The following is a 12,488-nucleotide window of genomic DNA, read 5'->3' as shown; positions in this document are numbered from 1 at the left end:
GCAGTTTTTTCTTTCCGCCTGGCAGCGGCATCGTGCTGGCGGCGTGCTCACGCCGCTGGAACTCATCGCGGCAGACTGGATGGAACTGCACCCCGAATATCACGCCGAGCTCACCGACCCGCAAAGCGCCAGCCGCGACTACGCCGTGGAGCAGGGCCGCACCAACCCGTTTCTGCATCTGTCGATGCATCTATCGATCGCCGAGCAGGTGTCCATCGACCAGCCGCCGGGCATCCGCCAGGCCTTCGAGCTGCTGCGCAGCAAGCGGGGCGAGCACGAAGCGCACCATGCCATCATGGAATGCTTGGGCGAGATGTTGTGGACGGCGCAGCGCAGCGGTCTGCCCCCGGATGGCACCGCCTATGTCGACTGCGTGCAGCGCCGCGCGACGCGGCGCTGATAGCCCTTTGGGGCGAGAACCGAGCGCAGCGAGGTTTTCGGACGAGCGCCTTCATCCTTCGATGGCTTCGAGCACCAGTTGCACCTGCGTGATGCCCTGCCAGGTATTGCTCTCCAGCCGGTAGGCGATGCGCGCCTCATCCGGAAGAAAGTCGGTGCGGCCCCAAGCCACGAGGTCGAATTGCGCGTTGCCGGGCGCGCCCTCGCTGTCGAGCAGCCGCACCTTGGCTTTCAAGTGACGCTCGCCGAGCAGCCGCTGCTGTCGCACCTGCACCCGGGCGCTGAACAAGGGCGCGGCGAAGCCCTGCCCCCACACCTGCGCAGCAAGGAGCGACGCCATTTCGGGCAGCAGCCATTGCGCGGGTAGCGGCCCGTCCACCTCGATGCGGCGCTGCAACTGGGCCGGCGCCAGCCATTCGGCGGCCACTTGGGCAAACGCGGCACGAAAGCGCTCGAAACCATCGTCCGCCAAGGAACAACCCGCCGCCATGGCATGGCCGCCGAAGCGCAGCAACAGACCGGGCTCGCGCTTGGAGACGAGATCGAGCGCGTCGCGCAGATGAAACCCGGCAATCGAGCGGCCCGAGCCGCGCAGCGTGCCGTCTTCAGCCGGAGCGAACACGAAGGTGGGGCGATGCTCACGGTCTTTGATACGCCCGGCAACGATGCCGATCACACCTTCGTGCCAGTTGGGCGCGAACAGGCTGATGGCGGGGGCGCTGCCTTCAGTGCCGAGATCCAGCCCCTCCAGCATGGCCAGCGCCTCGGCCTTGATGCCGTCTTCGATGCTGCGCCGCTCGCGGTTGAAGGTGTCGAGCAGTTGCGCGAGTTGCAGCGCGCGCGCCGGGTCGTCTGTGGCGAGGCACTCGATGCCTACGGTCATATCGGCCAAGCGCCCCGCGGCGTTGATACGGGGCCCCAGCGCAAAGCCCAGATCGGCGCTGTTCACCCGCGCCGCCTCGCGCCCCGCCACCTGCAACAGCGCTGCAACACCCGGCTGCATGCGCCCGTCGCGGATGCGCTTGAGCCCCTGCGCCACCAGCAGCCGGTTGTTGGCATCGAGCCGCACCACGTCGGCCACGGTGCCCAGGGCCACGAGATCGAGCAAGGCGTCGAGGCGCGGCTGGCTGGCGGCGTCGAACACCCCGCGCTGGCGCAGTTCAGACCGCAGCGCCAGCAGCACATAAAACATCACCCCGACCCCGGCGATGGACTTGCTCGGAAAGTCGCAGCCCGGCTGATTCGGGTTGACGATGACCTCGGCCTCGGGCAGCGTGTCGCCCGGCAGGTGATGGTCGGTGACGAGCACGCGAATGCCCTGCTCGCGCGCCCGCGCCACGCCCTCCACACTGGCGATGCCGTTGTCCACGGTGACGATCCAGTCGGGCTTGCCATCGGCGTGCTTCAGCGCTAGGTCCACCACCGCGGGCGACAGGCCATAGCCCGTGGTGAAGCGGTTGGGCACGAGGTAGGAAACCGCCGCCCCCATCGCCCGCAGGCCGCGCAGCCCCACGGCGCAGGCAGTGGCGCCGTCGCAGTCGTAATCTGCGACGATGAGCAGGCGCTCGCCGCGCGCAATGGCATCGGCCAGCACCACCGCAGCGGTTTCCGCTCCCTTGAGCAGCGCAGGCGGCAGCAAATGCGGCAAGGCCAGTTCCAGCTCGTCCGCCTCTTTTACCCCGCGCGCGGCGAACAACTGCGCCAGCAAGGGATGCGTGCCGGCCTCTTGCAGCCGGTGCTGAGCGCGGGGATCGGGTTGGCGCAGAACGAATTGCATGGGTTCGTGTCGAGAGTCAAAACACTATTGGAACCGATGCCGCAGCGGCCCACCCCCGCCCCTACACTGCGCAGTCCATGTCGCGCTCCAAACTCGTCTCTGCTCTGCTGCCCACGGTGCTGCCGTGGATGACCACGCCGCCGCTGCGGCCGCTGCTCCATTGGGGGCTGCGCCGCAGCCTGCGCGCCCCGCGCCTAGCGCACACCCGCAGCCCGGCCGACTTCGGCCTGGCGTTTGCCACGGTGCGCATCCCCACCGCCAACGGCAAAACCCTGCATGCCTGGCATCTGCCCGCGCTGCCAACCGTGGCTCGCCCCTCGCCCGCTCTCGTCATCGTGCATGGCTGGGGCAGCAATGCCGACCTCATGCTGCCGCTGGCCCCGGCGCTGCATGCCGCCGGGCTTGCGCTGCTGTTCATCGACACCCGCTGCCACGGCGCCAGCGATGACGAGCCCTTCACCTCGCTGCCGCGCTTCGCCGAAGACACGGTGCACGCGGTGGACTGGCTGGCCGCCCAACCCGACATCGACCCAAGCCGCATCGCCCTGCTCGGCCATTCCGTCGGCGCGGGCGCGGTGCTTTTGGCGGCCACCTGGCGGCCGCAAATCGCCGCCGTCGTCAGCTTGGCCGCCTTCGCCCACCCCGCCGACATGATGCAGCGCTGGATGGCCGAACAAAACTTGCCAGATGCCGTCATCGGCCCCTACATCCTGCAGTATGTGCAGCGCACCATCGGCTATCGCTTCGACGCCATCGCCCCGCTCACCACCCTGCCGCAACTGCGCTGCCCCGTGCTGCTGATGCACGGCGAGCACGACACCACGGTGCCGGTGGAAGATGCGCACCGACTGCTGGCCGCCGCCGCAGCGCGCGACAGCGCGCGACAGCGTGCAACTGCACATCGGCCCCGGCGGGCATGATTCGATGGACGCTTTTCTCGAGCAAATGCCCCTGGTCATCGGCTTCCTGAATCAGGTCAACAGCGCACCGTCAGATCTGGCAAACCGCATCGCCACGGACTAGGGTTGCGACTGCTACGCCTCGATCTCCGGCCGTCCCCAGTAGTAGCCCTGTCCCCAGTCCACGCCGATGCGGCGCATGACTTCGGCGGTGGCCTCGTCTTCGATGCCTTCGGCGATGGTCAGGATGCCCAGCTCGTGCGCCATGCTGTTGATCGATCGCACCATGGCCTGCGCCCGCGCGCTGTGCGCGGCTTCGCGCACCAGCTCGGCCTCGATCTTGAGGTAGCTCACCGGCAGCTTGAGCACATAGAGATACGACGAGTAGCCGCTGCCGAAATCGTCCACCGCGAGCTGGAAACCAAAATCGATCAGCGGCTGCACCAGTTGGCGCACGGCCTCGGCATCTCCGATGAGTTGACGTTCGGTGATCTCGATGACCATGGGCTTGGCTTTGCCGGTCATATCCACCGCGCAAGTGCTGCAGAAATGCTGCGCCCGGTCGAGCAGTTGTTGCACATCTTCCGGGCGACTGAGGAAGTCGGCAGAGCAGTTGATCATGTACTTCATCGGCGTGCCGGTCTGCTCCATGCGCTGGCTGCAGCGCGCCATGACCTGCTTGGACACACGCGAATCGATGCGGTGCTCCAGGCGCAGACGGTTGGCCACATCGATGAACTGCCCGGCCGCAATCACATCGCCGTTTTCCGCAACCAGCCGCGCGAGAGCTTCAAACCCCATGATCTGCCCGTCGGCCAGGGACACCAGCGGCTGGTAGGCCACGCGGATGCGGTCGTCCTCGATGGCGCGCTTGAGGGTGAAGCCCTGCAGATAGTCCTGCGCCGACTTGCCCTCGAACTGCTTGACCCGGTTGCGCCCGCCGGCCTTGGCGTTGTAGAGCGCGGAATCGCACTGCCCCAGCAGTTCGGCGGAGGTGAGCGGGCCGCCGGGCTCCCAAGCGGATACGCCGAAACTCGCCGTCAGCCGCAATTCCGCGCCGCCCACGGACATGCGGGTATGCGAGATCAGCTCGCGCAGCTTCTCCGCCGTGGCGTGCGCGGTCTGAAGCGACGAATCGGGCAGCAGCACCAGAAATTCCTCGCCGCCCCAGCGCGCCACCTGGTCTTCCTTGCGCACCCTGGTTTGCAGCAGGTGCGCGACCTGCTGCAGCACGGCGTCGCCCGCGGCATGGCCGAAGCCGTCGTTGATCAGCTTGAAGTGATCGAGGTCGAACAGCACCAGCGCGTAGCCGATGCCATGGTCTCTAGCGCGATCATGGGCGCGCTGCAGGTATTCACCCATGCCGCGGCGGTTGAGCAGCCCGGTGAGGCTGTCCTGATTGGCCAGGCGGTACATGATTTCGGACCGATCGCGCAGTTGCGCGCTGTCGCGCTCGGCCTGTTTGCGCACCAGCCGATAGGCCAGGGTGAGCACCGCCAACCACAGCGCCAGAATGGTCAGCGCAGGCCAGTAGGCGCGCCAAAAATCACGCCAGATCAAAGCGCGCGGCACGGTCATGTTCACCAGCACGTCGTAGTGCGGCAGGCGCACCCAGGCGCCCAGGCGGGGAATGTCGTCCGAGTCCACCCGGCCGCTGAACACGCCGGAGGTGGCGCCATTCGGCGCATGCCGCGCGGCACGGGCCAGTTCTCCCTGCCGCTTGGCGCTGTAAAAGCGCGGCAAATCGTCCGTCTTGGGCGCGGGCCAGCGCGCGAGCAGGTAGCCATCTGCGCGCATCAGCGCGATCGACATGCCCGGCATGGCATATTCCGCAGCCGCCACGGAACGCCGCCAGCGTTCGAGAAAGTCATTGAGCTCCACAGGCACCGCAATCAGCAACTGCGGCTGCCCCGCGGCGTTTTTCACGATCAGGCGCAGAGGAATCACCCAGCGGTGCAGCATGGGGCCATACACCGCCTTGCCCACCTCCAGGCCCCCTGCGCGCCCTGCCTGCTGGATGCCCGACCAGATGTCGGGCATGTTGCGGAAATTGGGCAAGCGCCTCTGTCCGGGCAGGGTCGTGGCAAACATCTGGCCATCGGCCATGGACAGATTGATCGACAAGGCCTGATCCGGCCCGAGCAGGGCGCGATAGCGCTGCAACAGCGGCTGGATCTGATCGGGTGCGGCCAGCAATTCAGGACGCGCCAGCAGATCGTTGCCCAGCGCGGACATGACCGATTCATAGCGGTCGAGATAGGCCGAGGTGGCGTCCGCGAGAAACGCCGTTTCCACCCGCAGGGTGCTGCGCAGCGTGTCGTCCTGCCGCTGCCAGTTGATCCAGGCCAGCCAGGCCGCGAAAACCAAGGTGAGCCCGACCAGGCCCCAATAGCCGCGACGCAGTCGGCGCGGCATGGCCGCGGCGCCTTGCGGCGCAAGCGTCTGGGCGGGGGAAAACAGCGGGGTGGAACCAAGCATGCAGCAAAAAATCTCGTACCGGTATCCCGCACGATGCTGTGCGATCTGCGCCGGTTTTTTAAGTTGGGCGCAGTGTAAATGCGCCTTGTCTGAAGAGCCCGTCGATTACTTCACACTTTGGCGGCCACCCCCGCGAACGCGCGTGATCCCTCTAGCCGCTGCGCCCTGCGTCGGCAGATCGGGCCCGGGTGCACCTGTAGCGATCTGCAGCGTTGACAGGCCCTACATGCCCACGTAGTTCGGCCCGCCCCCGCCTTCGGGCGCAACCCAGACGATGTTCTGCGTCGGGTCTTTGATGTCGCAGGTCTTGCAGTGCACGCAGTTCTGCGCGTTGATCTGCAATTTGTCGCAGCCGTCCGGGCCCTTGACGAATTCGTACACCCCGGCCGGGCAGTAGCGGGTCTCCGGCCCGGCATAGGTCTTGAGGTTGACTTGCACCGGCACCGACACGTCCTTGAGGGTGAGGTGGGGCGGCTGATTCTCCTCGTGATTGGTGTTGCTCAAATAAACCGAACTCAGCCGGTCGAAAGTGAGCACGCCGTCGGGCTTCGGATAGTCGATGCGCGGGCAGTCGGCGGCCGGTTTGAGCATGGCGTGATCGGGCACATGGTGATGCACCGTCCACGGCGGCGACTTGATGCCGATGCGCGGCAGAAACCAGCGCTCTATGCCGGTCATCAGCGTGCCCACCAGTCGGCCCTTCTTGAACCACTGCTTGAAATTGCGTGCGGTCTTGAGTTCGGCATGCAGCCACGACTGCTCGAACGCCGCGGGATAGGCGCTGAGTTCGTCCTGCGCGCGCCCTGCAGCCAGCGCATCGGCGATGGCCTGCGCCGCGAGCATGCCGGTCTTGATCGCCGCATGACTGCCCTTGATGCGCGAGGCGTTGAGAAACCCCGCTTCGCACCCCACCAGGCAGCCGCCGGGAAACACCAGCTTGGGCAAGCTCAGCAGCCCGCCGGCCGTGATGGTGCGTGCGCCGTAGCCCAGACGCTTGGCGCCGTCGAACAAGCCGCGAATTGCCGGATGGGTCTTGAGCCGCTGAAATTCCTCGAACGGACTCAACCACGGATTGGTGTAATCCAGCCCGACCACGAAGCCGATGGCCACCTTGCGGTCTTCGATGTGGTAGAGAAACCCGCCGCCGTAAGTCTTGGGATCGAGCGGCCAGCCCGCGGTGTGCAGCACCAGTCCGGGCTGATGCTTGTCGGCGGCGACCTCCCAGATTTCCTTGATGCCAATGCCGTAGCTTTGCGGATCGCGCCCGGCGTCGAGCTTGAAATGCGCGATCAACTCGCGGCCCAGCTGACCGCGCGAGCCTTCGGCGAACACCGTGTACTTGGCCCGCAATTCCATGCCCAGTGCGAAATGATCGGTCGGCTCGCCGTCCTTGCCCAGCCCCTGGTTGCCCGTGGCCACGCCGCAAACACGGCCCTGCTCGTCATAGAGCACCTCGGCCGCAGCGAAGCCGGGGAAAATCTCCACGCCCAGCGCTTCAGCCTGCTGCGCCATCCAGCGCACCAGATTGCCCAGGCTGATGACGTAGTTGCCGTGGTTCTTGAAACAGTCGGGCAGAAAAGCCGCGGGCGCGGGCTTGGCGTTGGCGTCGCTCAGGAACAAAAACTGATCCGCCGTGACCGGCTGATTCAGCGGCGCGCCCATCGCCTTCCAGTCAGGGAACAGTTCGGTCAGCGCGCCGGGGTCCATGATGGCACCGGACAAAATGTGCGCCCCCGGCTCGGAACCTTTTTCCAGCACGCAGACCGAGATCTCGCGCCCGGCCTGCTGCGCCAACTGCTTGAGATGGATGGCCGTAGCCAGTCCGCCAGGGCCCGCCCCGACGACGACGACGTCGTAATCCATGGCCTCGCGCGGGCCGAATTTTTCCAAGAGTTGATGCGGGGTCATCGCGGTCTCCACGGTCAGGCTGTTTTGAGCAGCATTTTAGGCACGGCGCCACAAAAAAAGAACGATCGTTCTATTTTATGACGACGGCATTTCAGACAGCGTAATAGAGCACCGCGAAAAAATGACAGGCCGTGCCTGCGAGCACGAACAGGTGCCAGACGAAGTGCGCGTAGCGCCAGCGCTCGTCGAACACAAAAAACACCACCCCCAGGGTGTAAGACACGCCGCCCGCCACCAGCCAGAACAGCCCCATCGGCGCGATGCGCTCGGCTAGCGGCACGATGGCGATCAGCACCACCCAACCCATGCCCAGATAGAGTGCAGTGGACAAGTGCGGAAAGCGCACCCCGGCAAACGCCTTGAGCAGCAGCCCCATCGCCGCCAGCCCCCAGACCACGCCGAACAAGGTCCACCCCCATCCCCCGCGCAACACGCCCAGGGTGAACGGGGTGTAGGTGCCGGCGATCAGCAGGTAAATGGCGGCATGGTCGAGGCGCTGAAACACCGCCTTGAGCCGCGGCTGCGGCAAGGCGTGGTACAGAGTGGAGGCGAGATAGAGCAGGATGGCGCTGGCGCCGAAAACCGTCGCCCCCACCACGCTGGCCACCGGCTGGTGCCCAAACGCATGAACGATGAGCACGGGCAGCGCAGCAATGGACAGCAACAGCCCGAGCCCGTGGCTGATGCTGTTTGCGATCTCTTCGCCCAGACTCTGCGATCGCAGAGTGGCGATGTCGGTTGCGCCCTCGGTTGCGCGTTCAGTTGCGATTTGTGCCATGCAGCAAATATTAAGCCGCTCCCTGAATTCGCGCACCCGACAGGCTCCTGGAAAATTCCCTGCCTGTGCAAATATCTCCCTGCCGCACTATCCTTGCGCTCACGCAAATTAAGGCTATTTTTGCGTTTTCCCGCACTCCCACGAAGATCCAGACCGTGAGTTCCACCCCCACCACCGCTGCACTCGCCCCGGCTGACAACGCCCCGGCGGAGCAGACCCGCTTTCGCATCCTCGGCGCGATCAGTTTTTCGCATTTCCTCAACGACATGATTCAGTCGTTGATTCTGGCGATCTATCCGCTGTTCAAAACCGATTTCCATCTGAATTTCGCCCAGATCGGTCTGATCACCCTCACCTATCAATTCACCGCTTCGCTGCTGCAGCCGCTGGTGGGCTACTACACCGACAAATATCCCAAGCCCTACTCGCTGGCGGTGGGCATGGGCTGCACCCTGGCCGGGCTGCTCACGCTGTCGGTGGCGCCGACCTTCCCCATCCTGCTGCTGGCCGCGGCCATGGTGGGCACCGGCTCCTCGATCTTCCACCCGGAGTCGTCGCGCGTGGCCCGCATGGCCTCGGGCGGACGCCACGGGCTGGCGCAGTCCATCTTCCAGGTAGGGGGCAATGCGGGCACCGCCACCGGGCCGCTGCTGGCCGCGTGGATCGTGCTGCCGCATGGGCAAAAAAGCGTGGCCTGGTTTTCGCTGGCCGCCCTGCTGGCCATCGTCGTGCTCATCGGCGTGGGTCGCTGGTACAGCCACCAGCACCGCCTGCCGAAGAAGGCCACCGCCATCAAGCATTCACCGGTTCCGCCGTATCTGGTACGCCGCACGCTGGCGGTGCTACTGGCGCTAATCTTCTCCAAGTTCTTCTATTTGGCCAGCATCAACAGTTATCTCATTTTTTATCTGATGCACAAATTCCACGTCAGCACGGAAATTGGGCAATACCACCTGTTTGTCTTCCTCGCCTCGGTCGCTGCGGGAACGCTGATGGGCGGCCCGATCGGTGACCGGGTCGGCCGCAAGGCGGTGATCTGGGTGTCCATCCTCGGCGTGGCGCCCTTCACCCTGATGCTGCCTTACGCCAGTCTGGAGATGTCTGCGGTGCTCAGCGCCATCATCGGCTTCATGCTGGCCTCGGCATTTCCGTCGATGGTGGTCTATGCGCAGGAGCTCATTCCCGGCAAGGTCGGCACCGTGGCCGGGCTGTTCTTCGGCTTGGCGTTTGGCCTGGGCGGTATCGGTGCAGCCGTGCTGGGCCAGTTGGCCGATATGTGGGGCATCGACGCGGTGTACAAAATCTGCTCCTTCCTGCCGCTTATCGGGCTCTTGGCCGTGTTTCTGCCTAATCTGCATCAACCCAAGGCTGCGCCGCCCAAACCCGCAGCCGCCTGACGGCGTTTCGGCCAAACCCCGGGCCCAACCCCGCCCCAGCGGAGTTTTTTCATGGCCGCAGAAAAATGAAACGAGGCTGAAGGGCTGCCGCCCACGGGCGAACCCGGCCCGCCGGGCAAGGTCTATTTCAGGGCGTGTTCACGCAAGTCTTGAAAGGATCATCATCATGTCCATCTCGTATCAAGCCCTGCGCCGGGGCGCACTGATCGGCGCTTTAGTGGGCGTGTCGGCGGCTGGCTTGCTCAGCCCCACTCTGAGCCAGGCTGCGGAGGTTCACCATGCCGGAGATATCTCTTACCTCTGCGGCGGCGTGGGCGAAGGCAGCCTGAAGGCGCTGCAGGCGCGAGCGCCTGAATTCAATCTCGGCTTCTGGATGGTGGAAGGGCCGCAAGGGGCCTATCTGGCCGATGTGCCGATCCACGTCATGCAGCACGGCAAGACCGTGGCCCAGTTCACCGCTGGCGGTCCTTTGTGCTATCTCAAAGCGCCTGCGGGTCAGTACACCATCGTCGGGCGGCACAAACAGCAAGAACGCAAAATCGAGATGCAGACCGGAAACAAAAACGCCTACCTGCGCTGGTGAGGCGCGGGCAGGCGTTGTGCCGTTGTACCCTGCTTCTGCGGTTGATTACAGCGGGCGGCTGATGACTACGGCGCCGCGCAGCTGCCCCGGCGCGTAGCCAGTGGCCGCATCGTGCGGGTAGTCGGTCTTGAGTTTGTCGGCCACGCCGGGTGCGAGTTGCGCGGTGGTGCCGTGGCAAGCCAGGCATTGCGTCTGCAGCACGATGGCCTTGGCGTAATGCAGGGTGGGCTTGCCGTTCTCAGTCACCACTTCGCTCCATTCCAGGGTTTCGGGCTTGGCGCCGGATTTCAGATCGGCGTTCAGATGGCCCAGCGCCTTGTGCTGCCAGACGTTGGGTGTGCCCATGTCGATATTGCGCACTCGGGTGCCCACGCGGGTGATCTTCCAACCGGTCTTGTCGGCCAGACCCATGGCGATTTCGGGGGCGATGGTTTTGCAAACCGTGATCGAACCCGCCGGGCCGTTTTCCTTCATGCTGGCCTGCAGCTTGCCGCTCAGGGTTTTGAGCAGCTCGCCGGTGACGGCGCGAGTGGCCTGCATCTGTTCGGGGCTTGCGGCCTGTTGCGCAAGAGCGGAAACCGGCACAGCTGCAACGGCCAGCGCAGCCATCAAGGGTGGCAAATGACGAGTCAAATGACGCATGAGCATCTCTCCAGAAAATCGCGTCCTGACGACTTGCCGGACACCTTGGCGCGATTATGTAACTAATTGTGTTTCAAGTCTGCCCTAGTTCGCGAGCTTGAGCTTCATATTGATTGAAATCAAACTCACAGCAGACGACCGTCTGACAGCGGCGACATGTCGCACTTTTTTTGCAGTCCCAAACTCAGGTCTGCGGATCGAGGAAGCCCCCCGCGCGATAAGTCAGCACCAGGGTATCGCGCCAGCCGCCTCTGGTTTCGCCTGCGGGCAGGACGGGCCAGGGTGAAGCGCACGCCGCGCTGTCCGGCGAGCTCGAACACCCGGGTTTCGCCACCGCGAATGTCGTGCCGCGAGATCAGCACCACGGCCACAAAATCCACGCCGTCGCGGTGCGCCCCTTCCGGCGTCGGGCGGCCCACACCTTCGCGGGTATCGATGCGGAACTGGTGCGCTTCGATGAACCATTGCGGCGCCGGGCGCACCTGTGCGAACAGCCGCCCCAGCCCGAGCAGCAAGGGCTGCCAGAACGGTGCCCGCTGCAGCTCGTCGGTCAAGGGCGCGAACCAGCGCAACATGCCGCCATGCAGCGCGTTGTAAGAGGTCGGCTGCCAATGCGCACGGTGCGGCGCGGTCTGAAGCTCCGCCTGCCCTGCAGCCGGCTGCCGGGTCTGAATGAAGCTGCCGTGACGCCGGAAGCGATAGTGCCCGCCGTCTTTGAGGTAATCGTCGGGCGGCAGGTCGTTCCACAAACCGAGGGCCGGCGCACAGCTCGCCAGGTCATAACCCGCCATGGCGGCCAGATCGGCGGCGCCCAGCACACAAAAACCTTGCTGCTGCAAGCGCGCCAGCGCGCTGCTGCCCGCGGGCATGGGCGCGCCAAAACTCAGGGTGTCATCGGGCGCCTGCATCATCACTTGCCCCAGCTGTCTCTGAGCGTCGTGGTGCGGTTGAACACGGGCTGCGCCGAGGAATGATCGACCCGGTCGGCGACAAAATAGCCGTGCCGCTCGAACTGAAACGAGGCTCCGGCAGGAGCTATGGCCAGCGCGGGCTCGATATAGGCCTGCACCGTCTGCTTGCTTTGCGGATTGAGCACGGCCAGAAAATCGCGGCCACCCGCGTCGGGATGCGCCTCGGTGAACAGGCGGTCGAACAGCCGCACCTGCGCGGCCACGCCCAGACTGGCGCTCACCCAGGTAATCACGCCTTTGACCTTCACCGCGTCCGCCCCCGGCGTGCCGCTTTTGGTGTCGGGCAACAGTTCGGCCAGCACCTTGATGACCCGCCCATCGGCATCTTTTTCACAGCCGGTGCAAAGAATCACGTAGCCGTATTTCAGCCGCGCCATGCCACCGGGCGTGAGGCGGTGATAACCCTTGGGCGGAACCTCCATGAAGTCTTCACGCTCGATCCACACCTGCGCGGTGAGATCGAACTGCCGCCGCCCCATCTCGGGATGTCCGGGATGGACGGGCGCGCTGCAGGGCTCGGCGTGCGCCGCGTTGCCGAACACCTCGGCCCAGTTGGTGAGTTCGAGCTTGAGGGGATCGAGCACGGCCATCGCACGCGGGGCGCGCGCATCGAGATCGTCGCGCAAAGCCTGTTCGAGCACGCTGTAGTCGATCCA

Annotated in this window: 10 protein-coding genes and 1 pseudogene; 4 read left to right on the top strand and 7 right to left on the bottom strand. The window is 65.1% G+C overall.

Annotation, left to right across the window (positions count from 1 at the left end):
* A partial coding sequence (locus B7X30_RS12545) for a DUF1841 family protein (protein ID WP_286730956.1) occupies positions 1-400 on the top strand: 400 nt, incomplete at its 5' end.
* 51 nt (positions 401-451) lie between these two features.
* On the opposite strand, the gene recJ is transcribed toward B7X30_RS12545, so the two are convergent.
* Entirely contained in the window at positions 452-2,176 is a 1,725-nt protein-coding gene (gene recJ / locus B7X30_RS12540) for a single-stranded-DNA-specific exonuclease RecJ (RefSeq protein WP_286730954.1), read from the bottom strand.
* 77 nt (positions 2,177-2,253) lie between these two features.
* Between recJ and B7X30_RS12535 the strand changes: the two genes are divergently transcribed.
* A complete protein-coding gene (locus tag B7X30_RS12535) occupies positions 2,254-3,096 on the top strand; it encodes an alpha/beta hydrolase (protein ID WP_286730952.1) in 843 nt (280 codons plus the stop codon).
* Positions 3,097-3,210: 114 nt separating this feature from the next.
* On the opposite strand, the gene B7X30_RS12530 is transcribed toward B7X30_RS12535, so the two are convergent.
* The 3 genes from B7X30_RS12530 to trhA form a co-directional block, all read right to left on the bottom strand.
* Positions 3,211-5,553 (bottom strand): putative bifunctional diguanylate cyclase/phosphodiesterase, encoded by a 2,343-nt coding sequence (locus B7X30_RS12530; RefSeq protein ID WP_286730950.1) that lies wholly within the window; start codon positions 5,551-5,553, stop codon positions 3,211-3,213.
* Between the two features lie 222 nt (positions 5,554-5,775).
* Positions 5,776-7,461, bottom strand: coding sequence for an electron transfer flavoprotein-ubiquinone oxidoreductase (locus B7X30_RS12525; protein ID WP_286730948.1), 1,686 nt, complete (start codon positions 7,459-7,461; stop codon positions 5,776-5,778).
* A gap of 91 nt (positions 7,462-7,552) precedes the next feature.
* Positions 7,553-8,239, bottom strand: a complete 687-nt coding sequence (trhA, locus tag B7X30_RS12520; RefSeq protein WP_286730947.1) for a PAQR family membrane homeostasis protein TrhA — start codon at positions 8,237-8,239, stop codon at positions 7,553-7,555.
* Positions 8,240-8,394: 155 nt separating this feature from the next.
* Between trhA and B7X30_RS12515 the strand changes: the two genes are divergently transcribed.
* Both B7X30_RS12515 and B7X30_RS12510 read left to right on the top strand, forming a co-directional pair.
* Positions 8,395-9,636, top strand: a complete 1,242-nt coding sequence (locus B7X30_RS12515) for an MFS transporter (RefSeq protein WP_013122601.1) — start codon at positions 8,395-8,397, stop codon at positions 9,634-9,636.
* A gap of 166 nt (positions 9,637-9,802) precedes the next feature.
* Entirely contained in the window at positions 9,803-10,219 is a 417-nt protein-coding gene (locus B7X30_RS12510) for a hypothetical protein (protein ID WP_286730946.1), read from the top strand.
* A 45-nt stretch (positions 10,220-10,264) separates the two neighbouring features.
* Here B7X30_RS12510 and B7X30_RS12505 read toward each other — a convergent pair whose 3' ends face one another.
* The 3 genes and pseudogenes from B7X30_RS12505 to B7X30_RS12495 form a co-directional block, all read right to left on the bottom strand.
* Positions 10,265-10,861 carry a Tll0287-like domain-containing protein gene (locus tag B7X30_RS12505; protein WP_286730945.1) on the bottom strand — a complete coding sequence of 199 codons (597 nt, stop codon included), beginning with the start codon at positions 10,859-10,861 and terminating at the stop codon, positions 10,265-10,267.
* Between the two features lie 184 nt (positions 10,862-11,045).
* Positions 11,046-11,769 (bottom strand): annotated as a pseudogene (locus B7X30_RS12500) (2OG-Fe dioxygenase family protein).
* A 2-nt stretch (positions 11,770-11,771) separates the two neighbouring features.
* A partial coding sequence (locus B7X30_RS12495; RefSeq protein WP_502694438.1) for a glutamine--tRNA ligase occupies positions 11,772-12,488 on the bottom strand: 717 nt, incomplete at its 5' end.

Source organism: Thiomonas sp. 13-64-67 (assembly GCF_002282795.1).
GTDB classification, from domain to species: Bacteria; Pseudomonadota; Gammaproteobacteria; order Burkholderiales; family Burkholderiaceae_C; genus Thiomonas; species Thiomonas arsenitoxydans.
Note: the sequence above shows the minus strand (reverse complement) of the source record. Positions and strands in the feature narration are given on the sequence as shown.

Coding starts and splice junctions, on each gene's coding strand:
- B7X30_RS12530 (WP_286730950.1), bottom strand. CDS start 5,553: ATGCTTGGTTCCACCCCGCTGTTTTCCCCCGCCCAGACGCTTGCGCCG.
- recJ (WP_286730954.1), bottom strand. CDS start 2,176: ATGCAATTCGTTCTGCGCCAACCCGATCCCCGCGCTCAGCACCGGCTG.
- trhA (WP_286730947.1), bottom strand. CDS start 8,239: ATGGCACAAATCGCAACTGAACGCGCAACCGAGGGCGCAACCGACATC.
- B7X30_RS12510 (WP_286730946.1), top strand. CDS start 9,803: ATGTCCATCTCGTATCAAGCCCTGCGCCGGGGCGCACTGATCGGCGCT.
- B7X30_RS12525 (WP_286730948.1), bottom strand. CDS start 7,461: ATGACCCCGCATCAACTCTTGGAAAAATTCGGCCCGCGCGAGGCCATG.
- B7X30_RS12505 (WP_286730945.1), bottom strand. CDS start 10,861: ATGCGTCATTTGACTCGTCATTTGCCACCCTTGATGGCTGCGCTGGCC.
- B7X30_RS12535 (WP_286730952.1), top strand. CDS start 2,254: ATGTCGCGCTCCAAACTCGTCTCTGCTCTGCTGCCCACGGTGCTGCCG.